Annotated in this window: 22 protein-coding genes; 14 read left to right on the top strand and 8 right to left on the bottom strand. The window is 66.6% G+C overall.

Annotated elements, in window-relative coordinates:
- Nucleotides 1–138: 138 nt before the first annotated feature.
- Nucleotides 139–1,107 carry a complex I NDUFA9 subunit family protein gene (locus QXZ94_RS25875; RefSeq protein WP_315723154.1) on the top strand — a complete coding sequence of 323 codons (969 nt, stop codon included), beginning with the start codon at nucleotides 139–141 and terminating at the stop codon, nucleotides 1,105–1,107.
- Nucleotides 1,108–1,265: 158 nt separating this feature from the next.
- Here the strand turns inward: QXZ94_RS25875 and QXZ94_RS25880 are convergent, their stop codons facing one another.
- Nucleotides 1,266–2,072, bottom strand: coding sequence for an undecaprenyl-diphosphate phosphatase (locus tag QXZ94_RS25880; protein ID WP_315723156.1), 807 nt, complete (start codon nucleotides 2,070–2,072; stop codon nucleotides 1,266–1,268).
- A 357-nt stretch (nucleotides 2,073–2,429) separates the two neighbouring features.
- Between QXZ94_RS25880 and QXZ94_RS25885 the strand changes: the two genes are divergently transcribed.
- Nucleotides 2,430–3,122 carry a glutathione S-transferase family protein gene (locus QXZ94_RS25885; RefSeq protein WP_315723158.1) on the top strand — a complete coding sequence of 231 codons (693 nt, stop codon included), beginning with the start codon at nucleotides 2,430–2,432 and terminating at the stop codon, nucleotides 3,120–3,122.
- Entirely contained in the window at nucleotides 3,071–4,249 is a 1,179-nt protein-coding gene (gene queG, locus QXZ94_RS25890) for a tRNA epoxyqueuosine(34) reductase QueG (protein ID WP_315726530.1), read from the top strand. The genes QXZ94_RS25885 and queG overlap by 52 nt, the downstream gene beginning before the upstream one ends.
- An 11-nt stretch (nucleotides 4,250–4,260) precedes the next feature.
- Here the strand turns inward: queG and QXZ94_RS25895 are convergent, their stop codons facing one another.
- Complete coding sequence (locus QXZ94_RS25895) at nucleotides 4,261–5,046, bottom strand: alpha/beta hydrolase (RefSeq protein WP_315723160.1); 786 nt, start codon at nucleotides 5,044–5,046, stop codon at nucleotides 4,261–4,263.
- A 323-nt stretch (nucleotides 5,047–5,369) separates the two neighbouring features.
- Here QXZ94_RS25895 and infC point away from each other — a divergent pair, with 323 nt between their 5' ends.
- Complete coding sequence (infC, locus tag QXZ94_RS25900) at nucleotides 5,370–5,909, top strand: translation initiation factor IF-3 (protein WP_172113690.1); 540 nt, start codon at nucleotides 5,370–5,372, stop codon at nucleotides 5,907–5,909.
- 72 nt (nucleotides 5,910–5,981) lie between these two features.
- Here infC and QXZ94_RS25905 read toward each other — a convergent pair whose 3' ends face one another.
- Nucleotides 5,982–6,347, bottom strand: a complete 366-nt coding sequence (locus QXZ94_RS25905) for a hypothetical protein (RefSeq protein ID WP_315723162.1) — start codon at nucleotides 6,345–6,347, stop codon at nucleotides 5,982–5,984.
- Between the two features lie 262 nt (nucleotides 6,348–6,609).
- Between QXZ94_RS25905 and rpmI the strand changes: the two genes are divergently transcribed.
- From rpmI to QXZ94_RS25940, 7 genes are all read left to right on the top strand, one after another.
- Nucleotides 6,610–6,810 carry a 50S ribosomal protein L35 gene (gene rpmI / locus QXZ94_RS25910; RefSeq protein ID WP_008539890.1) on the top strand — a complete coding sequence of 67 codons (201 nt, stop codon included), beginning with the start codon at nucleotides 6,610–6,612 and terminating at the stop codon, nucleotides 6,808–6,810.
- A 77-nt stretch (nucleotides 6,811–6,887) separates the two neighbouring features.
- Nucleotides 6,888–7,247, top strand: a complete 360-nt coding sequence (gene rplT, locus QXZ94_RS25915) for a 50S ribosomal protein L20 (RefSeq protein ID WP_172113603.1) — start codon at nucleotides 6,888–6,890, stop codon at nucleotides 7,245–7,247.
- A gap of 143 nt (nucleotides 7,248–7,390) precedes the next feature.
- Entirely contained in the window at nucleotides 7,391–8,473 is a 1,083-nt protein-coding gene (pheS, locus tag QXZ94_RS25920; RefSeq protein WP_315723164.1) for a phenylalanine--tRNA ligase subunit alpha, read from the top strand.
- Nucleotides 8,470–9,033 (top strand): hypothetical protein, encoded by a 564-nt coding sequence (locus tag QXZ94_RS25925; protein ID WP_315723166.1) that lies wholly within the window; start codon nucleotides 8,470–8,472, stop codon nucleotides 9,031–9,033. Before pheS ends, QXZ94_RS25925 begins: the two co-directional genes overlap by 4 nt.
- 2 nt (nucleotides 9,034–9,035) lie before the next feature.
- Nucleotides 9,036–11,444 carry a phenylalanine--tRNA ligase subunit beta gene (pheT, locus tag QXZ94_RS25930; protein ID WP_315723168.1) on the top strand — a complete coding sequence of 803 codons (2,409 nt, stop codon included), beginning with the start codon at nucleotides 9,036–9,038 and terminating at the stop codon, nucleotides 11,442–11,444.
- Nucleotides 11,441–12,217, top strand: coding sequence for a sulfite exporter TauE/SafE family protein (locus tag QXZ94_RS25935; protein ID WP_315723170.1), 777 nt, complete (start codon nucleotides 11,441–11,443; stop codon nucleotides 12,215–12,217). Before pheT ends, QXZ94_RS25935 begins: the two co-directional genes overlap by 4 nt.
- 34 nt (nucleotides 12,218–12,251) lie before the next feature.
- Entirely contained in the window at nucleotides 12,252–13,196 is a 945-nt protein-coding gene (locus QXZ94_RS25940) for an MBL fold metallo-hydrolase (RefSeq protein WP_315723172.1), read from the top strand.
- Nucleotides 13,197–13,355: 159 nt separating this feature from the next.
- Here QXZ94_RS25940 and QXZ94_RS25945 read toward each other — a convergent pair whose 3' ends face one another.
- Entirely contained in the window at nucleotides 13,356–14,759 is a 1,404-nt protein-coding gene (locus QXZ94_RS25945; RefSeq protein WP_315723174.1) for a flavin monoamine oxidase family protein, read from the bottom strand.
- A 191-nt stretch (nucleotides 14,760–14,950) separates the two neighbouring features.
- Between QXZ94_RS25945 and QXZ94_RS25950 the strand changes: the two genes are divergently transcribed.
- The gene (locus QXZ94_RS25950) at nucleotides 14,951–15,958 is read left to right on the top strand and encodes a YiiX/YebB-like N1pC/P60 family cysteine hydrolase (protein ID WP_315723176.1); all 1,008 of its coding nucleotides are present in this window, start codon (nucleotides 14,951–14,953) and stop codon (nucleotides 15,956–15,958) included.
- 80 nt (nucleotides 15,959–16,038) lie between these two features.
- Here QXZ94_RS25950 and QXZ94_RS25955 read toward each other — a convergent pair whose 3' ends face one another.
- Nucleotides 16,039–16,314, bottom strand: a complete 276-nt coding sequence (locus QXZ94_RS25955; RefSeq protein ID WP_315723178.1) for a metal-sensitive transcriptional regulator — start codon at nucleotides 16,312–16,314, stop codon at nucleotides 16,039–16,041.
- A 272-nt stretch (nucleotides 16,315–16,586) separates the two neighbouring features.
- On the opposite strand from QXZ94_RS25955, the gene QXZ94_RS25960 reads away from it, so the two are divergent.
- On the top strand, nucleotides 16,587–19,052 hold the full coding sequence (locus tag QXZ94_RS25960) for a heavy metal translocating P-type ATPase (RefSeq protein WP_409998768.1): 2,466 nt from the start codon (nucleotides 16,587–16,589) through the stop codon (nucleotides 19,050–19,052).
- Between the two features lie 246 nt (nucleotides 19,053–19,298).
- Nucleotides 19,299–20,051: a sulfate transporter family protein gene (locus QXZ94_RS25965; RefSeq protein ID WP_172132571.1), complete on the top strand. Its 753-nt coding sequence runs from the start codon at nucleotides 19,299–19,301 to the stop codon at nucleotides 20,049–20,051.
- Here the strand turns inward: QXZ94_RS25965 and QXZ94_RS25970 are convergent.
- The 3 genes from QXZ94_RS25970 to QXZ94_RS25980 are packed head-to-tail and all read right to left on the bottom strand — an operon-like array spanning nucleotide 19,989 to nucleotide 23,175.
- Nucleotides 19,989–21,608 (bottom strand): DHA2 family efflux MFS transporter permease subunit, encoded by a 1,620-nt coding sequence (locus QXZ94_RS25970; RefSeq protein ID WP_315723183.1) that lies wholly within the window; start codon nucleotides 21,606–21,608, stop codon nucleotides 19,989–19,991. The two genes, QXZ94_RS25965 and QXZ94_RS25970, sit on opposite strands and share 63 nt — an antisense overlap.
- Nucleotides 21,605–22,126, bottom strand: a complete 522-nt coding sequence (locus QXZ94_RS25975) for an isoprenylcysteine carboxyl methyltransferase family protein (protein ID WP_315723185.1) — start codon at nucleotides 22,124–22,126, stop codon at nucleotides 21,605–21,607. The genes QXZ94_RS25970 and QXZ94_RS25975 overlap by 4 nt, the downstream gene beginning before the upstream one ends.
- Nucleotides 22,123–23,175, bottom strand: a complete 1,053-nt coding sequence (locus QXZ94_RS25980; protein ID WP_315723187.1) for a type III polyketide synthase — start codon at nucleotides 23,173–23,175, stop codon at nucleotides 22,123–22,125. The genes QXZ94_RS25975 and QXZ94_RS25980 overlap by 4 nt, the downstream gene beginning before the upstream one ends.
- Nucleotides 23,176–23,230 lie beyond the last annotated feature (55 nt).

A 23,230-nucleotide genomic window follows, 5' to 3' on the forward strand; every position in this document is an offset into this window, starting at 1 on the left:
AACACGGCTCCCTTTTCCGCGGTGCGGGCGATGGGCTATACAACGGCGCAAGATGGCGGGCCGCGGGGTGCGAATCGCCGCTGACAGGCTTCTCGTCCGGGGCGGATCGACCGCCCGGCTATCCCAGGAATGATCCCAATGGCATCGAATCTGGACACCCTCGTCACCGTGTTCGGCGGCTCCGGCTTCGTCGGCCGCAACGTCGTCCGGGCGCTGGCCAAGCGCGACTACCGCATCCGCGTCGCGGTGCGCCGGCCGGAGCTCGCCGGCCATCTGCAGCCGCTCGGCCGCGTCGGCCAGATCCACACCGTGCAGGCCAATCTGCGCTATCCCGACTCGGTCGCGGCGGCGCTGCGCGACAGCCATGTCGCGATCAACCTCGTCGGCATCCTGACCGAAAGCGGCGCGCAGACCTTCGACGCCGTGCAGGCCGAGGGCGCCGCCACCGTCGCCAAGGCCGCGGCCGCCGCGGGCGCCCGGCTGGTGCACGTCTCGGCGATCGGCGCGGACGCTGAATCGACTTCCTCTTACGCGCGCGCCAAGGCGGCCGGCGAAGCCGCCGCGCTGGCCGCGGTGCCGGAGGCCGTGATCATGCGCCCCTCGGTCGTGTTCGGCCCCGAGGACCAGTTCACCAACCGCTTCGCGGGCCTCGCCCGCATCGCGCCGTTCCTGCCGCTGGTCGGCGGCGGCGAGACCAGGATGCAGCCGGTCTATGTCGGCGATGTCGCGAATGCCGTGGCCGACGCCGTGGACGGCAAGGCGCAGCCAGGGGCGACCTATGAGCTGGGCGGGCCGGAGGTGCTGAGCTTCCGCGAGATCATCAAGATCATCCTGGAGATCACCGACCGCGACCGCATGCTGCTGCCGCTGCCGTTCGGTCTGGCGAAGCTGCAGGCCGCGTTCCTGCAGTTCGCGCCGGGCCCGCTGAAGCTGACGCCGGACCAGGTCGAGCTGCTGCGCCATGACAACGTCGTGTCGGAGGCTGCGAAGGCGGCGGGGCTCACGTTGCAGGGCCTCGGCATCACGCCGGATTCGCTGGAGGCCGTCGGCCCGCAATATCTCTGGCGCTTCCGCCCGGCGGGGCAGTTTCAGCGCAAGAATGCGTGAGGGGCACAGCTGTTAACCGCCGTCATTGCGAGGAGCCAACGGGTCCGCGCAAAGCGCGGCCCGATGACAGGCTCCGCGACGAAGCAATCCAGAGCCGCGCGGCGTAGCCCTGGATTGCTTCGCTTCGCTCGCAATGACGAGCGGATAGAGCGGCGAGACTACTTCCCCAGCGCCAGCGCGATCAGGCCCAGCGTGCCGACGATGACGCGCCACCAGGCGAACAGCACGAAGCCGTGGCGGGTGACATAGCCGAGGAAGGCCTTCACCACGATCATCGCGGTGATGAAGGAGACGACGAAGCCGATCGCGATGAGGCCGAGGTGATCCGACGTCATCTCGGCGCGGCTCTTGTAGAAGTCGTAGACGAAGGCGCCGACCATGGTCGGGATCGCCAGGAAGAAGGAGAACTCCGCGGCCGAGCGCTTGTCGCCGCCGAGCAGCATCGCCGCCACGATGGTGGCGCCGGAGCGCGACACGCCGGGGATCATCGCCATGCACTGCGCGACGCCGATCCACAGATACATCATCAGCGGATAGCGCGTGGCGTCGTGCTCCCGCGGCTTGAGATCGATCTGATCGACCCACAGCAGGATGGCGCCGCCAACGATCAGCGAGAAGCACACGACCCAGGGATCGAACAGCAGCGCCTTGATGTATTTGCCGGCGATCAGGCCGACGATGACGGCGGGCAGGAACGCGATCAGCACGCCGATGATGAAGCGGCGGTCGTCAGGGTTCGTCAGCGCGCCGATGGCGACGCGGGACAGCTTGAAGAAGTACAGCGCGACGATGGCAAGGATGGCGCCGAGCTGGATCAGGATCGCAAAGCTCTTCCAGAAGCCTTCATCGCCGAGCCCGAAGAAGCGTTCCGCGAGCAGGAGATGGCCGGTCGAGGACACGGGAAGAAACTCGGTGACGCCCTCGATGATGCCGAGAAGCACCGCCCGCAGCGTATCTGACATCATTGATCCGATCCATGATTGCCGGCAAAACGCCGCCCTTCTCGCCTATTCGGCTGCCGCCCGCAATTGCAAAAAGCGCTGCGAGCGGCCACATCGGATGAATGAACCGGCGCGCCGTCGGCGTTACGAATCAGCAAGAGGTGACGCCGGAACGCGGATCCGGCGGGGTGATTCGCGGTCCCGGACACGCCGTTTCCCGCATGCCGGCCCGTCGCCCTACTGCTTACACTTTCGCCGACCATGCGCTAATGGTCCGATTCGCAAAGCCGCCGTGCGCCGGTATCGGGACCAGGACTCGGTGCGAACCGATGCTTGATTGTTCGTTAAGCGCCAGTCACCGCGGAATCGTCGAAAGGCTCCATGTACACGCTCTACCACCATCCCTTCTGTCCGCATTCGCGTTTCGTCCGGCTGGTGCTCGGCGAGTACGGGCTCGACCTGCGCCTGGTGGAGGAACGCGCCTGGGAGCGCCGCGAGGCGTTTCTCGTGCTCAATCCGGCCGGCACGACGCCGGTGCTCTCGGTCGACGGCATGCCGGCGGTGCCCGGCGTTGGCGTGATCGCCGAGTTCATGGATGAGACCTGCGGGCCGGATGCGGGCGACCGCCGGCTGATGCCGACCTCGCCGGCCGAGCGCATCGAGGTGCGCCGGCTGATGGACTGGTTCAACACCAAGTTCTTCGAGGAGGCTTCGAACCTGCTCGTCACCGAGCGCATCTACAAGCGTTTCATGAACGAGGAGGACGGCGGCGGACCGCCGTCGACCGACGTGATTCGCGCCGCCAAGACCAATGTGCGCTATCACCTCGCCTATATCGGCTGGCTGGCGCAACGGCGCAATTTCCTGGCCGGCGACCGCCTGACCTATGCCGACCTCGCCGCCGCCGCGCATCTCTCCGCGATCGATTATCTCGGCGACGTGCCATGGATCGAGGACGACGCCGCGAAGGCATGGTACGCGCGGGTGAAGTCGCGGCCCTCGTTCCGGCCGCTGCTGTCCGACTGGCTGGCCGGCGTGCCGGCGTCGCGGACCTACGTGGATCTCGACTTCTGAGCGGCGCCGCGCCAGACGCCCTGAGGGCGGCGCTGGCGGCCGAGGCGCTTAAGCTCGGCTTCGATTGCGTCGGCATCACCGCGCCGGTCGTGAGCCCCGAGCGCACCGCCGCCTTCGAGCGCTTCCTCGCATCGGGCCAGCACGGCGACATGGACTGGCTGGCGCGAGAGCCCGCGCGCCGCACCGATCCGAGGACGCTGTGGCGCGAGGTTCGCTCGGTGATCATGCTGGGCGTCAATTACGGTCCGGACGAGGACCCGCGTGCGATCCTCGCCCAGCGCAGCCGCGCCGCGATCTCGGTCTATGCCCGCGGCGACGACTATCACGACGTCATCAAGAAGAACCTCAAGACCTTGGCGCGCTGGCTGGTCGCGCAGGCCGGCTGCGACGTGAAGGTGTTCGTCGACACCGCCGCCGTGATGGAGAAGCCGCTGGCGGAAGCAGCGGGGCTCGGCTGGCAGGGCAAGCACACCAACCTGGTGTCATCAGGCTTCGGCTCGTGGCTGTTCCTGGGCGCGATCTACACCACGCTGGAGTTGCCGGCCGACGCGGCGGAGAAGGATCATTGCGGCTCATGCCGGGCCTGCCTCGACAGCTGCCCGACGGCGGCGTTCCCGGCGCCCTACAGCCTCGATGCGCGGCGCTGCATCTCGTATCTGACCATCGAGAACAGGGGGCCGATCCCGCGCGAGTTCCGCCGAGCGCTGGGCAACCGCATCTATGGCTGCGACGACTGCCTCGCCGCCTGCCCGTGGAACAAGTTCGCCCAGGCAGGACGTGAGGCGAAGCTGGCCGCGCGCGAACAGCTGCGGGCGCCTGATCTGGCCGAGCTGGCGTCGCTCGACGACGCCGCGTTTCGCGCGCTGTTCACGAAGTCACCGGTTAAGCGCATCGGCCGCGACCGCTTCCTGCGCAACGTCCTGATCGCGATCGGCAACTCCGGTGACGTGGCGCTGCTGCCGGCCGCCGAGCGGCTGACCGCCGATCCGAATCCGCTGGTTCGCGGCGCCGCTGTCTGGGCGCTCGGTCAGCTGCTCGACCCGACCTCATTTGCCCAACGTGCGACCGGCGCACTGGCAACGGAGGCCGACGACAGTGTCCGTGCGGAGTGGCAAGTGCGATGCTGACGACGGTTGCCTCAGCCCATCTCGCCGACGGCCGCCAGCATGCGCGCAATGTCCTGCGGCCGCGACAGCCGGTGGTCGCCATCCTGGATCATGGTCAGCACCACATCCTCTGCCGGCAGGCGGTGGGTCAGCGCAAAGGCATGCTGCCAGGGCACGTCCGGGTCCTGCGCACCCTGCAGGATGCGCACCGGGCAGCCGACATTGATGGCGCTGCCGAGCAACAGGTGGTTGCGGCCGTCCTCGATCAGCGCCCGCGTGATCGGATAGGGCTCGCCATACTCGGACGGGCGCATCCAGACGCCATGGGTCTCGATCTCGGTCCGGATCTCCTGAGAGAAGCCCTTCCACATCAGCTCCTCGGTGAAGTCGGGCGCCGGGGCGATCAGGACCAGGCCGGCCAGCGTCGCGTCGCCCGGGGCCTTCAGCAACTCGCGGGCGAGCAGCAGCGCCATCCAGCCCCCCATCGACGAGCCGATCACCACCTGCGGCCCGCGACAGAACTGCCGGAACACGGCTACGCTCTCCTCCAGCCAGCGGCCGATGGTGCCGTCGACGAAGCGCCCGCCGGATTCGCCATGGCCGGAATAGTCGAATCGGACGCAGGCGCGGCCGCGCTCGGCCGCCCAGGCGTCGAGCGCGAGCGCCTTGGTGCCCTTCATGTCGGAATTGAAGCCGCCAAGCCAGAACAGCCCCGGTGGCGTCCCCGGGCGCGCCCGCACCGCGATCTGGCGCGACTGCTCACCGGCGCCGACAGCGATGAAGGTAGGGAGATCGGTCGATTCGATAGCTTGGTTCATGGATCGTTACCCCCTGGCGGACGTTGTGTGGGCGAACCGGCCGTTTCCGTCAATCGGGTCGCGGGGATACCGTGCGGCTTGCGAAAGCGATGCGCGCACTCTATGTCCCCGGGCGGAACCACAAGGCTCGGCCCGCGCAGTGAGCGCCCGTCCTGGCCGGCTGGTCCCTTTTGGGGGAATAAGCCGTCACGCTGACTGCGCGTGCGACGCAAGTGCCGCGAGGACGGGGCGGAATTTCGACGCACCGAGCACGCGCGACCTTGCCCGCAAAGGCATCTTCCTTCAAACTAGCCGCCTTCTTCCACAACCTTGGAGAACTACCCATTCGCCGCCCCAATCGAGCCCCGCCCGCTGCCGTCAAAGACGGGCCGCGCACCAATGATGAGATTCGCAATGCGCAGATCCAGCTGATCGACGCCGAAGGCACCAACCGTGGTGTCGTCGAGACCGTTGTCGCGATCAAGATGGCGGCCGAGGCCGGCATGGACCTGGTCGAGATTTCGCCGAACAATTCGCCTCCCGTCTGCAAGATCATGGACTACGGGAAGTACAAATATTCGGCGCAGAAGAAGGCCGCCGAGGCCCGCAAGAAGCAGAAGGTCGTCGAGATCAAGGAGATCAAGCTCCGTCCGATGATCGATGACCACGACTACGACGTGAAGATGCGGGCGATGCAGCGCTTCTTCGAAGAGGGCGACAAGGTCAAGATCACCCTGCGCTACCGCGGCCGCGAAATGGCGCACCAGGAGATCGGCACCAAGCTGCTCGACAAGGTGAAGTCCGACGTGGCGGCGTTCGCCAAGGTCGAGCAGGACGCCAGGTTCGAGGGCCGTCAGGTCGTCATGGTACTGGCCCCGCGCTAGCCCCACGGGATACCGACGCGCCAAACCGGGCCCGCCACGCGATTGGCGGGCTTTTCTCTTGGAGCGGCCCGGTCAGGACCGCGTCGCCTGCCACCGCCCGCTGCAGGTCCCGGCCGAGCCTTTTCCGCTCCAGCGGCCGAAGCCCGAGGTCGCGCCCAGCCGCCCGTTACCGCTGGCCGAGGAGCCGCCCTGCGAGACCCGCACCGTGACGGCGCCGCCGCGGCCGACCGTGCCGGTGATGTTGGCGGAGCCCGCCGAGGTCACCCGCCCGCCGCTGATCTGTACCGGGAAGCTGTAGCCCTGGTCGCAACTGCCGGCCTCGGTGATGATCAGGACGGTCCAGGGACCGTCGAAGCCGGCGGCGCGAGCCGGAGCGGACGACACGATTGCGGCCGCGGCCAGGACGGCGGCGGCAGTGGAGGGGACGATGCGGACCATGAGCGGACCTCGGCTTGGTTAATGGAAGCTGATCATGGGTCGGAATAGCTGATTCCGTGGTTCGACGTTGCCAAGCGCCATTGTCTCTGGCATAAGCGCGGCCTTCGTCGCCCGGCTGATCAAGGGCTGCCGTGGCGATGACCTGTGCGGGTGGATCCTGGTTTGGATCCGAAACCTGAGCACAACCAACGCTCTAACGAGCAATTTCGCCGGACGGCGCCGCTCTCGCGGGCGGCTTGCCGTTGGCATGAAGGAGAGCCAAATGCCCAAGCTGAAGACCAAATCCGGCGCCAAAAAGCGCTTCAAGGTGACTGCCACCGGCAAAGTGATGCACGCCCAGCGCGGCAAGCGCCACGGCATGATCAAGCGGACGAAGAAGCAGATCCGGCAGCTGCGCGGCACCCGCGTGCTGTTCAAGACCGACGGCGACAACGTCAAGAAGTACTTCTTGCCGAACGCCTGACCGGCCTCTCGCTTCCGAAACCCTGGCCGCCTCAAAGCCGCGGCTGATCGTCATCTCTGAATCCAAGGATTTCCGTCATGTCTCGCGTCAAACGCGGTGTGACCGCTCACGCCAAGCACAAGAAAGTCTTCAAGGCCGCCAAAGGCTATTACGGCCGCCGCAAGAATACGATCCGCACCGCCAAGCAGGCCGTCGAGAAGGCCGGCCAGTATGCGTTCCGCGATCGCAAGCGCAAGAAGCGCACCTTCCGCGCGCTCTGGATCCAGCGCCTGAACGCAGCCGTGCGTCCGTTCGAGCTGACCTACAGCCGATTTATCGACGGCCTGTCCAAGTCCGGCATCACCGTCGACCGCAAGGTGCTGTCGGATCTCGCGATCAACGAGCCCGCCGCGTTCGAGGCGATCGTTGTGAAGGCCAAGGCGGCGCTCGCCGCCTGATCGCCTTCCGCATCGTGAGGACTTCAAAAGCGGCCGACGCTCTCGGCCGCTTTTTGCTGTCCGGTGCCATCACTGCTTTCGCTTGACCCCTGTCGCCGTCGCGGCGACAACCCAGCCGCCTTTGTCCCGCGGAGATTTTGACCGTGTCCGACCTCGCCTCGCTCGAAACCTCGATCCTCGACCAGATCGCCGCCGCCGGCGATGAAGCCGCGCTGGAGGCGGTGCGCGTCGCAGCCCTCGGCAAGAAGGGCTCGATCTCGGCGCTGCTCGCCACGCTCGGCAAGATGTCGCCGGACGAGCGCAAGACGCAGGGCGCGGCCATCAACCTCGCCAAGGACAAGGTCACGCAGGCGCTGACCGCGCGCCGCGACGTGCTCAAGGCCGCCGCGCTCGACGCGAGGCTCGCGGCCGAGACCATCGACGTCACTCTGCCGCTGCAGGACACGCCGGCCGATACGGGGCGCATCCATCCGCTCAGCCAGGTGATGGACGAGCTGACCACGATCTTCGCCGACATGGGCTTCTCGATCGCGGAAGGTCCTGATGTCGAGACCGACGACTACAACTTCACCAAGCTGAACTTCCCGGAAGGCCACCCCGCACGCGAGATGCACGACACGTTCTTCTTCAATCCGAAGGAGGACGGCTCGCGCATGCTGCTGCGGACCCACACCTCGCCGGTGCAGGTGCGGACGATGCTGAGCCAGAAGCCGCCGATCCGCGTGATCTGCCCGGGCCGCACCTATCGCATCGATTCGGACGCGACCCACACGCCGCAATTCCACCAGGTCGAGGGCCTGGTCATCGACAAGGGCTCGCATCTCGGCCACCTCAAATGGATCCTGCACGAGTTCTGCAAGGCCTTCTTCGAGGTCGACCACATCAACATGAAATTCCGGCCGTCGTTCTTCCCGTTCACCGAGCCGTCGCTCGAGGTCGACATCCAGTGCCGCCGCGACAAGGGCGAGATCCGCTTCGGCGAGGGCGAGGACTGGCTGGAGATTCTCGGCTGCGGCATGGTGCACCCGAACGTCTTGCGCGCCTGCGGCATCGATCCAGACGAATATCAAGGCTTCGCCTGGGGCATGGGCATCGACCGCATCGCGATGCTGAAATACGGCATGAGCGACCTGCGTCAGCTGTTCGAAGGCGACGTCCGCTGGCTGTCGCATTACGGCTTCAAGCCGCTGGAGGTGCCGACCCTGGCGGGGGGATTGAGCACGTGAGCGAACGGGTGCCCATAAATCCATGGAACGCAGAGAAGCTCTCTGCTCTCGATCTCGCCAGGGTGAAGATCATCCGAGATAACGCCCAACGCAAAGGAGCTATAGAGCTAGTTGCGATGTGCGACGCTCAAATAGCGGAGCGCCAACCGGTTAGACCCCCTCGCGCGCGAAATGCGGCAGAAGCCGAAACTGGCGATTTGGTGATCGAATATCATTTCGTTTGTCGAAACGATCGCGGCGTGACTTTCAACCCGGACGGCACTTTCTGGAGCACGTCGTGGGTTGTTGGGGAAGATGTCCTCAGAAAGAGCTTGCGTTATGGGCCGAAGCTCGCACTTCACACTTCGAAGACCGAGCCATCTTACCGGCAAGGCAAGATTACCGACTATCGGCGCGTCGATGATTTTGCTGACGGCAAAGTTGAGTCGAGAATCGACTTTCTTGTGGTCCCCGACAATACACCGCTCGACTGGGCCGGAGCCGGAACTGGCGAGAAGGGCTACAAGCGCGTCAAATCATCTGGAAATGCGATAACAACTAACTTGATCGATGGCGAGTAATCATGAAATTCACGCTGTCCTGGCTGAAGGACCATCTCGACACCGATGAGACGGTGGAGAAGCTCGCCGACAAGCTCACGATGATCGGCCTCGAGGTCGAGCATCTCGAGGATAAGGCGAAGCTGCTCGCGCCATATAGGATTGCGCGTGTCGTCTCCGCCGAGCAGCACCCGAACGCCGATCGCCTGCGCGTCTGCATGGTCGACACCGGTGATGGCGGCGCGCCGGTGCAAGTCGTCTGCGGCGCGCCGAATGCGCGCGCGGGGCTGGTGTCGGTGTTCTCGCCGCCGGGCACCTACATTCCGGGCAAAAACATCACGCTGTCGGTCGGCACCATCCGCGGCGTCGAGAGCCGCGGCATGCTGTGCTCGGCGGCCGAGCTGCAGATCTCGGACGATCACGACGGGATCATGGAGCTGCCGGCGGATGCACCGATCGGCAAACCTTATGCGGAGTGGGCTGGCCTCGGCGATCCGCAAATCGAGATCAATTTGACGCCCAACCGCCAGGACTGCACCGGCGTGCACGGCATCGCGCGTGATCTCGCCGCGGCCGACATGGGCAAGCTCAAGGACCCCGGCATCAAGCCGATCAAGGGCGAATTCCCCTGCCCCGTGACCGTCGCGGTCGAGGACGAGAAGCTGTGTCCGGGCTTCGCGCTGCGGCTGGTGCGCGGCGTCAAGAACGGCCCGTCTCCGACATGGCTGCAGCAGCGCCTGACCTCGATCGGCCTGCGCCCGATCAACGCGCTGGTCGACATCACCAACTACATGACCTTCGACCGCGCGCGTCCGCTGCACGTGTTCGACGCCAAGAAGGTCAAGGGCAATCTGGTCGTCCGCCGCGCCCGCGACGGCGAGACCCTGCTCGCGCTCGACGGCCGCACCTACACGCTCGACAAGTCGATGTGCGTGATCGCCGACGATGCCGGCGTCGAATCGCTGGCCGGTATCATGGGCGGCGAGGCCTCGGGCTGCGACGCTGATACCACCGACGTGCTGATCGAATCGGCGCTGTGGAACGAGATCAGCATCGCCCAGACCGGCCGCAAGCTCGGCATCAATTCGGACGCGCGCTATCGCTTCGAGCGCGGCGTCGACCCGGCCTTCATGGTGCCGGGCCTGGAGATGGCGACCAAGCTCGTGCTCGATCTGTGCGGCGGCACGCCGTCCGAGACCGTCGTCGTCGGCAACGCCTATGGCGATGACCGCATCATCGACTTCCCCGTCACCGAAGTGAAGCGTCTCGCCGGCATCGAGGTGCCCTTCCCGGAGATGCGGCGGATCCTGACCCATCTCGGCTTCACGCTGGCCGGCACCGGCCCGGTCGTGAAGGTCGCGGTGCCCTCGTGGCGCAGCGATGTGCACGGCAAGGCCGATATCGTCGAGGAAATCGTCCGCATCGTCGGCGTCGACAAGGTGCCGATGACGCCGTTCGAGCGCGGCGACGCGCCACGCAAGCCGGTGCTGACGCCGCTGCAGCTGCGCACCCGCCGCGCCAAGCGCGCGCTCGCCGCGCGCGGCATGGTCGAGGCGGTGACGTGGTCGTTCATCTCCAAGCCTGCGGCCGAACTGTTCGGCGGAGGGAAGGCCGAGCTCGCGCTCGCCAATCCGATCGCGTCCGATCTTTCCGACATGCGCCCGAGCCTGCTGCCGGGCCTGATCGCCACCGTGCAGGCCAATGCCGACCGCGGCTTCGGTGACGTCGCGATCTTCGAGGTCGGGCAGATCTTCAAGGGCGATCGCCCGGAGGATCAGTTCGTGGCCGCCAGCGGCATTCGCCGCGGCATCGCATCGTCCAAGGGACTCGGCCGCCACTGGAGCGGCTCCCAGGCGGCGAATGCCTATGACGCCAAGGCCGATGCGCTCGCGGTCCTCGCCGCGGCCGGCGCACCGATGGCCTCGCTCCAGATCGTTGCCGGCGGCCCGGCCTGGATGCATCCGGGACGGTCCGGCACCATCCAGATGGGACCGCAAAACGTGCTCGGGCATTTCGGCGAGCTGCATCCGCGCACGCTGGAAGCGCTGAAGGCCGACGGTCCGCTGGTCGCCTTCGAGGTCATCCTGGATCGCATCCCCGCGGCCAAGGCGAAGCCGACGCGCGCAAAGCCGGTGCTGGAGCTCTCGGCGTTCCAGCCGGTGTCGCGCGACTTCGCCTTCATCGTCGATCGCAAGGTCAAGGCCGGCGACATCGTGCGTGCGGCGCAGGGCGTCGACAAGAAGCTGATCACGGACGTCACCGTGTTCGACGTCTACGAGGGCAAGGGCATCGACGACGGCAAGAAGTCCGTCGCGATCGCCGTGACCTTGCAGCCGCGCGACAAGACGATGACGGACGAGGAGATCGACGCCGTCGCGGCGAAGATCACCGCCGACGTGGCCAAGAAGACCGGCGGCACGTTGCGCGGATGAGCCTGTCCGGGCTCATTCCGTCCGACCTCAGCCCGTTTGCGACGGTCGCATTGGCGATCACGGCCTTGATCGCAGCGACCGCGCGCGGCTTCTCCGGATTCGGCTCGGCGCTGATCTTCATGCCGCTCGCGAGCAGCTTTGCTGCGCCCCGGCTCGTCGCGCCGTTGCTGCTGGTGATCGACTTCGTCTCGATGGCACCGACCGTGCCGGCCGCATGGCGCGAGGCCGATCGCAAGGCGACCGCCGTGATCGTCGCCGGCGCCCTGGTCGGCGTGCCACTCGGCACCTGGTTCCTCACCCGGCTCGATCCGGTGACGGTGCGCTGGATCATCACGGGCTTCGTGATCGCGCTTCTCGCGCTGCTGCTCTCCGGCTGGCGCTATCGCGGCAAGGAGTACACGGCGCTGTCGGTCGCCGTGGGCGCCGTCTCCGGCTTCTGCAGCGGCGTGGCGCAGACCGGCGGCCCGCCGATCGTCGGCTATTGGCTGGGACGGCCGGTCCCCTCCAAGATCGCGCGGGCGAACATCGTCCTGTTCTTCGGCGCCTCGGATCTCTTCGCCATGATCAGCTATGCGAGCAGCGGCCTGATCACCTGGGACTCGCTCAAGCTCTCGCTCCTGATCGGCCCGGTCTATGCGCTCGGCGTCGCGTTCGGCGCCTCGCTGTTCGGTCGCGCCAGCGAGCACGTGTTCCGCGCCATCTGCTATGCGCTGATTGCGATTGCCGTGATCGCGGGCCTGCCCGCTCTCGACGGCGTGCTCGGTCGGGGCTAGCTTCCCCCACAACGAGACCGACCGGGAGGACGCCATGATCGATCGCCGCACAATGCTCTCGCTTGCGTTGGGCACGGCCGGAGCCGTGGCAGCACGATCCGTGTTTGCGCAAGGCACGAAGACCGGCACACGCATCGTATTCCTCGGCACCAAAGGCGGACCTCGGGTCGGTGAGGGCGCATCCAATCCGGCCAGCCTGGTCGTCGTCAACGGCACGCCCTTCGTGATCGATTGCGGCATGGGCGTCAGCCGCCAGCTCGTCAGAGCCGGCGTGCCGATCCCGTCGGTGAAATACATTCTGATCAGTCACCATCATTCGGATCACAATCTCGAATACGGCAACCTGGTCTACAATGCCTGGGCCGCGGGATTGTCGACACCCATCCAGTCGTTCGGGCCGAAGGGGCTGGAAGCAATGACCAGGAGTTTTTGGACAACCAACAAGTTCGATGTCGATACCCGCATCGAGGACGAGGGCCGCCCCGATCCGCGACCGCTGCTGATTGCGAAGGACATCGATGACGATGGCGTCGTCCTGAAAACGGCGGACGTCACGGTGACCGCGTTCCGCACGCCGCATCCGCCGATCACCGACAATTTCGCCTACAAATTCGAGACGGCAGACGGCACGATCGTGTTCTCGAGCGACACCGCCTACAATCCGAAGCTCGCAGACTTCGCAAAGGGCGCCGACGTGCTCGTGCACGAATGCCTGTACGTGCCGGCCGTCGACCGGCTGGTGCTGAAGACGAAGAACGGATCGACGCTGAAGAAGCATCTGCTCGAAAGCCACACCACCACCGAGGATGTCGGCCGCATCGCTGCGGCGGCCGGTGTGAAGGTGCTGGTGATGAGCCACTTCGTTCCGGGTGACGATCCCGAGGTGACCGACGAGGATTGGACGCGCGACGTCAAGAAGAACTACGCAGGCCGCATCATCGTAGCGAAGGACCTGATGGAGCTGAAGCTGCCGGTGTAGGGTAGGCAAAGCAGCTGCCGTCAGGCGGCAGCGTGCCCACCGTCGAACCGCAAACTCATCAGCAGGATGGTGGGCCCGGCGCCACAACGATCTCGAACGCGGACACAGCACGGCTGCGCCTTTGCCCATCCTACAGTCGTCAAGATAAAATCGTGCGGCTCAATCCTCCGGGGAAGCCGCCCGCCCCTTGCGGCGGCGGTTGCGCGGCCGCTCGTTCTGTTCCGCCTCGGGATCCTTCAACGCTCCGATCCGGCGCAGCGCAGCTTCGGCGGCGCGCTCGCCGGAATCCCAGGCGCCGTCGACGGTGCCCCACAATGTTTCATGCGTGGCTTCGCCGGCGAGAAACAGTGGCCCCAGGGGCTCGCTGAGGATCTTGCGGGCGCCCTGACTGCCGGGCGCCGCCGCCGACATCGCACCGAGCACGCCCGGCACCTGGCTCCAACGCGTTGCCGCGGAGGACTTCACGGCAGCGGCAGCTTCACTGCCGAACAGCTTGCCGATCCACTCTTTGGCGAAAGCGGTCATGGCCGCCTCGCCCTGGGCCGAGAGGTCGCGACCGAACGAACCGGCGACATCGACGGTGCACAGCGACGAGCCGCCGATATTGGCGAGCAACAAGCCCGTCCGGTTCGAGTTGCTCTGCTCGACGATCACCTCGTCGCGCGACAGGCCGAGCGGATTGCCCGACAGCATCAATGCGATGTGATCATAGCTGCCCAGGCTGAGCTTCGCCGCGGCCTCGAGCTGACGCTTCGGCAACTCCGGCGTGAACTTGATCGCGCCCGACGCCAGCACGTTCGTCGATACCGTGAGAATGACGGCGCGCGCTGCGATCCGTCCCGCTGGCGTCTCCACGGCGACCTCGCGGTTGCTCCACACGATGCGCGTTGCCGGCGTCGACAGCGAGACCGGCAACGACTCGCCGAGCTTGCCGACCAGCGTGCCCAAACCCTGGCGGCAGGCGAGCGGGGCGCTGCGGTCCTGGGCACGCGCCTTGTCCATGGCCGAAAGATCAGCGAGATCCTTGCCGGTCGCGCCGGCGCCGAGCACGAAGGCTGTGGTGTTCCCCCAGTCGCCGAGGTCCTTGGGCAGCGCCGCCGCGCAGGACGTATCGAGCTTGCCGCGCGCGGCCTCGTCGATGGCGCGGTTGGCGCGCACCAGGCCGGCGAGGAACTGCTCGGTCTCTCCGGGCCGCGCGTTGCGGCGGCCGACGCGGATCTTCTGGCCGATGGGCGCTGCCACCACGTCGACGCCAACACCGCGGGCGAGCTTGCCGATCGGATTGCTGTCGGCATTGAACAGCCAGCGTGCACCGCGATCGAACGGCAGGCCGAACGTCGCGACATCCGTGCTGCAGCGGCCGCCGATCTGCGGCGATGCTTCGATCAGGATCACCTTGCGGTTGGCGGCGACAACACGGCGGGCCGCAGCGATGCCCGCAGCTCCCGCCCCGATCACGACGATGTCAGCTTCGCGTGGAACGGCCGCCTGCGCGCTGCGGAGGACGGGCATGGCGGCGAGCCCCGCGGACGCAGAGAGAAAGCCGCGGCGCGTGAAGTTCATGTCATGGTTTCCGAAAGCTTTTGAAGGCAACGAATTCGTCGAATTTGCCGCATCTATCGCGCTGCGGCAACCGGGATGGTAAACGTGATACCGTCTGCGACGCTTCGACTATGAACCAAATTGCAACCGCAATCGACCATCATGGAAGAAGGGAAAAGCAGGCGGCCGGCAAGGACCGCCCGGGGAGCGTTATGGGTATCGTGCTCGATCAGATCGGCAGGCTGATTGCCGCCTATCTCCAGAAGGAGATCCCGGGCTATGAGCCGTTCACGCCCAGCGATCCCGACTATCTGCGCAAGGACGTTCAGCCCGGCGACGTGCTGCTGGTCGAAGGCAACAGCCGCATTTCCGGCATCATCAAATACCTGACACAGTCGACCTGGTCGCATGCCGCGCTCTATGTCGGCCCGATCGACGGCGCTGTCGAGCCTGACGGCGAGCCACATGTGCTGGTCGAGGCCTATGTCGGCGACGGCGTGATCTCGGCGCCGTTGTCTAAATACTTCGCCTATCATACACGCGTCTGCCGGCCCGTCGGCCTCACCTACGAGGATCGCCACACGGTCTGCCGCTACGCCATCAACCGCATCGGCTTCGGCTACGACACCAAGAACATCGTCGACCTGATGCGCTATCTGATTCCCATGCCGATCCCGCAACGCTGGCGTCGGCGCATGATTGCGCTGGGCTCGGGCGATCCGACCAAGATGATCTGCTCGGCCCTGATCGCGCAGGCATTCGACGCCGTCCGCTATCCGATCCTGCCGAAGATTACGCGCGCGCCGTCGCGGCGGGCCAAGCGCGAGATCCTGCACATCCGCGATTCATCGCTATACATGCCGCGCGACTTCGACATCTCGCCGTATTTCGAGATCGTCAAACCGACCATCGTCAACGGCTTCGACTACACCACGCTCCACTGGGCCGACAAGCAGAAGCCGCTCGCGGAGGTAGCGGGCGAGTTCGCCGTGTTTCCAGGGGCCGTCACATCGCCGCCGCTCGTTCCTGAAGCGGCTGACGAAGAAGCGGCGCAGCCGGTTGAGGTTGAGGAAGTGATGATCGAGAAGGTGAGCGAGCGGCTGGTTGTCAGCGAGCATTTCCTCGTCGCCGAGCCCGTGCGGAAGGTCGCGCCGCGCCGAGTTGCACCGCGGCGCGAGTACAGTCCGAGGACTGACACAAGGGTCTCACATCGAGCGTAGCGCGTTGCGTCTCCCCGTTCTCCAGGGGGAGAGGATTGCATCGCGATCGCGGCTAACAGCCCGCTTCCGAACGACGGACCTTACCGGTCCGACCGGCTGATCACATCCATCAGTTCCGCGATCTTCTGGCGCTGGTCGGCCTTGTCACCGGAGGCGATCGCGTGCTCGACGCAATGCCCGACATGGTCGCGCAGGATCTCCTCCTCGACACGACGCAGGGCGGCGCGCACTGCCGAGATCTGTGTCACGATGTCGATGCAGTAGCGGTTGTCCTCGACCATCTTGGAGAGGCCCCTGACCTGCCCTTCGATCCGGCTCAAACGTTTCTGACAGGAAGTCTTGATGTCGTCGCGCATGGGCTCTATATACCCCTACAGGGTATAGGTTTCAAGAGGCGAGGCTGGCAATGTCGGAAACCGAACGCGGGCATGGTGTCGCATCGAAGCAATCCGGCGAATGCGGCTGTGGATCCGGGACAGACACGGCTGAAACCAGACAACGCCCGACGGCTGCAGAGGCGTGTTGCAGTGATCGTGCCGAACCCGCCTCGACGGACGCCGGTGGTTGCTGTGGCGGACACGACGATGCGCCGCCTGCTCCGGTGAAGGCCAAAGACCCGGTCTGCGGCATGTCCGTCGACCCGCTGACGTCCAAGCACCGCTTCGAGCACGCTGGGCAAACGTTCCATTTCTGCTCTGCGGGCTGCCGCACCAAGTTCGCCGCCGACCCCGCAAAGTATCTCGCGCCCGCTGCGGCTCCAGCGTCCTGCTGTGGCAGCCACGATCACCATGCGCATCCGCAAGATGACACGAAGGTCATCGACCCCGTCTGCGGCATGAGCGTCGATCCCGCCACGTCGAAGCATCGCTTCGACCACGACGGCCACACCTTCCATTTCTGCTCTGCGGGCTGCCGCACCAAGTTCGCCGCCGAGCCTGCAAAATATCTCGGCGAGCGCGAGCCACCGCCGGAGATGCCGGCGGGGACCATCTACACCTGCCCGATGCATCCGGAGATCCGGCAGGAAGGCCCGGGCACCTGCCCGATCTGCGGCATGGCGCTGGAGCCGGATGTGATCAGCCTGGACGACGCGCCCAATCCCGAGCTCGCCGACATGACCCGACGGTTCTGGATCGGCGCGGTGCTGGCAGCACCTGTGGTCGTGCTGGAGATGGGCGGGCACCTCGTGGGCGGTCATGGCCTGATCGATCCCATGTTGTCGAACTGGATCCAGTTCGCGCTGGCGACGCCGGTGGTGCTGTGGGCCGGATGGCCGTTCTTCGTGCGCGGCTGGCAATCGGTCCAGACCCGCAATCTCAACATGTTCACGTTGATCGCGATGGGCACAGGGGTGGCCTATGTCTACAGCGTGATCGCGACCTTGATGCCGCAGGCGTTTCCACCGGCATTCCGCGGCCATGGCGGCACTGTCGCGGTGTATTTCGAGGCGGCTTCCGTCATCACCATCCTGGTGCTGCTCGGCCAGGTGCTGGAGCTGCGCGCGCGCGAGGCGACCTCTGGCGCGATCAAGGCGCTACTGCAGCTCGCGCCGAAGACGGCGCGGCGGCTCGACGCCGACGGCAACGACCACGAGGTCGAGATCGCCGAGCTCGCGGTCGGCGATCGCCTGCGTGTGCGGCCCGGCGAGAAGGTGCCAGTCGACGGCGTCATTCTCGAAGGCCGTTCCTCGCTCGACGAGTCGCTGGTGACGGGCGAGTCGATGCCGGTGACCAAGGATGAAGGCGAGCGCGTCATCGCCGGCACCCTGAACCAGACCGGCAGCTTCGTGATGCGCGCCGACAAGGTCGGCCGCGAAACCCTGCTGTCGCAGATCGTGCAGATGGTCGCCGACGCGCAGCGCTCGCGCGCGCCGATCCAGCGGCTCGCCGATCAGGTCGCGGGCTGGTTCGTGCCGACGGTGATTGCCGCGGCCATCACCGCCTTCGTCGCGTGGTACGCATTCGGCCCCGAGCCGCGCTTCGCCTTCGGGCTGGTCGCGGCCGTCAGCGTGCTGATCATCGCCTGCCCCTGCGCGCTCGGCTTGGCCACACCGATGTCGATCATGGTCGGCGTCGGCCGCGGCGCGCAGGCGGGCGTGCTGATCAAGAGCGCCGAGGCGCTGGAGCGGCTGGAGAAGGTCGACACGCTGGTCGTCGACAAGACCGGCACGCTCACCGAAGGCAAGCCGAAAGTCACCGCGATCGTCACCGCTGATGGCATCGACGAGGCCGACGCGCTGCGGCTCGCCGCCAGCGTCGAGCGCGCGAGCGAGCATCCGCTCGCCGAGGCGATCGTCCGTCACGCCAGCGAGCGCAAGCTCAAGCTGGCCGAGGTCAAGAACTTCGACGCCCCGACCGGCAAGGGCGCGCGTGGCGAGGTCGATGGCAAGGCGGTGGTGCTCGGCAACCCGACCTATCTCGCCTCGCTCGGCATCATGACCGATGCGCTCGGCGTCGAGAGCAAGCGTCTGCGCGAGGACGGCGCCACCGTGATCACGATGGCCGTCGACGGCAAGCCGGCGGCACTGTTCGCGATCGCCGATCCGGTCAAGGCGTCGACGCCCGAGGCGCTGAAGGCGCTGGCGGCCGACGGCATCAAGGTGATCATGCTGACCGGCGACAACCGCACCACGGCGACCGCGGTCGCGCGAAGAATCGGGATCACCGAGGTCGAGGCCGAGGTGCTGCCGGAGCAGAAGAGCGCAGTGGTCGCGCGTCTCCGCGCCAGCGGCAAGGTGGTGGCGATGGCCGGCGACGGCGTCAACGACGCGCCGGCGCTGGCGGCGGCCGATGTGGGCATCGCCATGGGCACCGGCACCGACGTCGCGATGGAGAGCGCCGGCGTCACCTTGCTGCAGGGCGATCTCGGCGGCATCGCGCGGGCGCGCAAGCTGTCGGCGGCTGTCATGAGCAACATCCGCCAGAACCTGTTCTTCGCGTTCATCTACAACGCCGCCGGCATCCCGATCGCGGCGGGCATCCTCTATCCCGTGTTCGGCATCCTGCTGTCGCCGATCATCGCGGCCGCCGCGATGTCGCTGTCGTCGGTGAGCGTCGTCGGCAACGCGCTGCGGCTGCGAGCGACGCGGCTGTGAGGAGGCGTACAGCCTATCCTTCGTCATTGCGAGGAGCCAACGGGTCCGCGCGAAGCGCGGCCCGATGACAGGCTCCGCGACGAAGCAATCCAGAGTCCCGCCCACCACCCTGGATTGCTTCGCTGCGCTCGCAATGACGGACGAAGCAGTCTGGGCGCATCGTCTTGCGGTGGGGAGGATGGACTTGCCGAAGCCCTCGGCCATGTCTACCTCCTGACGCGGGGTTCGCAGAGAGGGTCCACGACCATGATCGATGCCGCCATCAAGGCGCTTTCGCAGATTCTGTCGCCGCCGATGCGCTCGATCCTGTGGCGCTCGATCGGGCTGGCATTGGTGCTGGTCACGGTGCTGGCCATCGGCCTGCAGCGGCTGCTGACCTGGCTCGCCACCGCTGGCGAGGGCTGGGCCGAGACGATGCTCGGGCCGAATTCGCACGGCACGCTGGAGGTGCTGACCTGGATCATCTCGATCGCGGCCGGCTTCGGCGTCGTGTTCGGCGGCATCATGCTGATGCCGGCGATCACCTCGGTGATCGCGAGCCTGTTCGTCGATGACGTCGCCGACCTGGTCGAGCGCGAGCACTACCCGGCCGAGCGGCCCGGCGTCGCGCTGCCGTTCGGCATCGCCATGATGGAAGGCCTGAAGGCCGCCGGCCTCACCATCCTGATCTATCTGGTCGCCCTGCCCTTCGTGTTCCTGGCCGGCGCCGGCTTCGTGATCTTCTTCGTCGCCACCGCCTGGCTGCTCGGCCGGGAATATTTCGAACTGGCCGCGATGCGATTCCGGCCGCCGGCGGAAGCCAAGGCCATGCGGCGCGACAATGCGGTGACCGTGTTCACGGCCGGACTGGTCATCGCCGCGTTCGTCACCATTCCGATCGTGAACCTGGCGACGCCGCTGTTCGGCATGGCCTTCATGGTCCATCTGCACAAGCGGCTATCGGGGCCGCGGCCCGAGCTGATCGAGCCGTCGCCGGAGCGCCGGCTGCGCAGCCTCTAGCGCCATCATCCGCGGCGACAGGCTGGCGGGCTTGTTGCGGGCGAAGGGAATGAGAACGAAGCCGAGCAGCGCCACGCCGGCGAGCATCGCCCAGGCCTCGTTGACGCAGAGCGCCAGCGAGGCCTTCTCCACCAGCGGCCGCACATAGGCGATCGCCTGCTCCTCCGTGACGCCACGCGGCCGGTTGCGCAAAAGCTCCGGCGCGAGCCCGATCGCCTTGGCGGTCGCGGTGTCGCCGGCCATCAGGCGATCACGGAACGCCTGCGCATGCTGGGTGACGCGGCCATAGATGACGGTGTCGATCAGCGCAATGCCGATCGCGCCGCCGAGATTGCGCATCAGGTTGAACAGGCCGCTGGCATCGGCGACCTCGGCCGGCGGCAGATCGCCGAGCGCGATCCGCGTCGGCGGCAGCAGGCAGAACATGATGCCGACACCGCGCACCACCTGCGGCCAGAACATCTCTTGATAGTCGGCGGTCGGCGGCTGGAAGGCGCTGGCGGCGAGACCGATGCTGAACAGTGCGAAGCCGAACGCGGTCAGGACCCGCGCGTCGACCTTGCCGTCGAGCGCCGTCACCAGCGGGGCCGCGACCAGTTGCGCGACACCGGTCACCAGCATGATCTTGCCGATCTCGAACGCGTCATGGCCGCGCGTGAAGGCGAGGAACACCGGCATCAGATACACCGAGCCGAACAGGCCGATGCCGAGGCAGAAGCTCGACAGGCAGCCGAGCGTGAACGAGCGGCGCTGGAAGCTGCCGATGCGCAGGATCGGATCGCCTGACGCCAGCAGGCGCTGGATCAGCAAGGTGAGACAGGACGCGCTGAGCACCAGCAGCGCAATGCAGTTCGACGACAGCCAGCCGCCCTTCGGCGCCTCCTTCAGCCCGAGCTCGAGACTCCCCAGGGAGACCGCGAGCAGCATCAGCGCGAACAGATCGAGCTTCTCCAGCTCGCCCAGATCCATCCGCTGCTTCGGCAGCAGGCTCGGCGTCATCAGCGCGGCGATGATGCCGGGCACGATGTTGATCAGGAACAGCCAGGGCCACGACCAGGTGTTGGTGATGAAGCCGCCGACCACCGGGCCGATGGTCGGCGCGAGCACCGCGACCACGCCGCCGATCGTCGTCGCCACCGCATGCAGCCGCGACGGAAACAGCAGGAACACCGCGGAGAACACCACGGGGATCAGCAGGCCGCCGAAGAAGCCTTGCAGCACGCGGAACGCCAGCAGCATGTGAAAGCTGCCGCTGAACGCGCAGCCGAGCGACGCCAGTGTGAACACGCTGACGGCGCCCGTGAACAGCCAGCGCAGGGTGAACACGCGCGTCAGCAGGCCGGTCAGCGGAATCGCGATGATCTCGGCGATCAGATACGCCGTCTGGATCCAGCTCATCGCGTCCGGCGTGATGCCGAGCGCCTCCTGGATGGTCGGCAGCGACGTCGCCACCACCTGGATGTCCAGGATCGCCATGAACATGCCGACGCACATCAGGACGAAGCCGAGCCAGGTGGCGAGGCTCGGCGTCTCCTCCGGCGCGGCCGCAGCACTCATGCGGTCTGGCCGCCACCGATGCCGCCGCCGGAAACGCCGGAGAGCGCCTCGGATTCGGCGCGGATGCGGATGAACAGCACGGCGGCGTTGAGGCCGGAGAAGATCAGCGCGATCAGCGGCAGATGCAGCGCCAGCGGCAGCAGCGCGATCTCCGCCGTCACGACCATGTAGTTCGGATGCGAGATGTAGCGGTACGGTCCGTCGCTGACCAGCGGCGCGCCGGGCAGGATGATGATCCGCGTGGTCCAGCGCGGGCCCAGGGTCGCCAGCACCCACCAGCGCAGGCCCTGCAGCAGCACGAAGGCTGTAAGCAGCCAGGAATCGACCTCCTGGTCGACGCCGAGCAGCCACAGCGACACCAGCCAGGCGGCGTGCATCGAGATCATCAGCGGATAATGATCCGCACCGACCTCGACCGCGCCCATGGCGCGGAGGCGGCGGGTGTTGTGGCGGGCGAGCACGAGCTCGCCGAGCCGTTGCATGGTGACGAGGGCGAGAACGAAGGCGGCGAAGGTCATGCGGCGTGCCTCAGTGAAACGCAGCTTGCGGTGAATCCGGGACCGAGTGCCGTCAGCACCGAGCGCGGCGGCAAACCTTTCGCACGCGCGCGCTCCAGCACGAACAGCACCGTCGGTGCTGACATGTTGCCGTAGTCGGCGATGATCTCGCGCTCATGATCGAGCGTGCCCTGCCCGATCGACAGCGCACGCTCCAGCGCGGTGATCACCTTGGCGCCGCCGGGATGGCAGACGAAGCGATCGACGTCGGCGGCGGACAGCTTCATGTTGCCGAGGATCTCGTTGACGGCCGGACCCATGTTCTCGGTGACGAAGTCCGGAATGGTGCGCTGGAAGATCACGCCGAAGCCTTCGGGATCGACGCTCCAGCCCATGATGTCCAGCGTATCCGGCCACAGCTTCTCGCCGGTCGCCTCGACACGCGTCGCGCCACCGTCGCCGGCGCGCAGGATCGCGGCCGCGGCGCCATCGCCGAACAGGCTGAGCGCAACGATGTTGGCCTTGCTCAGCTCGTCGTGACGCACGGCCAGCGTGCACAGCTCGAACGTCACGAACAGCACGTTGGTGCCGGGCCGCGCCTGCGCCAGCCGCGCGGCGATCGACAGGCCGGAGACGCCGCCGGCGCAGCCGAGCCCGAACACCGGCACGCGCGAGACGTCGGAGCGAAAGCCCATGCGGCCGGCGACGCGCGCTTCCAGGGTCGGCGTCGCGATGCCGGTCGAACTCACGCTGACGATGGTGTCGATCTCATCAGCTTTGAGATCGGCTTGCGCCAGCGCCTTGTTGGTGGCCTCGACAAACAGCGCCTCGGCGCCGTCGAGATAGGCCTCGGTGCGCTCCGGCCAGCCGCGCCGCTCCATGTACCACTCGATCGGCTTGACGCCGTAGCGGGCGCGGATGCCGGTGTTGGCGAACAGGCTGGCCATCGTGTCGAACTGCGGAAAGCGCGGCGACAGCACCACGCGCGCGGCTTCCATCACCTCGTTCTGACGGAACTGATGCGGAGGCACAGCGGTCGCGAGCGACACGAGGGCGGCAGTGTGGTCCATGCAAATAATCCTTCCCCGTCCCGGCGCAGAAAGTCCGAGAACGCGGAAGTTGTCA

Origin of the sequence: Bradyrhizobium sp. SZCCHNS2022, from assembly GCF_032377575.1 — a bacterium.
Lineage (GTDB): Bacteria > Pseudomonadota > Alphaproteobacteria > Rhizobiales > Xanthobacteraceae > Bradyrhizobium > Bradyrhizobium aeschynomenes.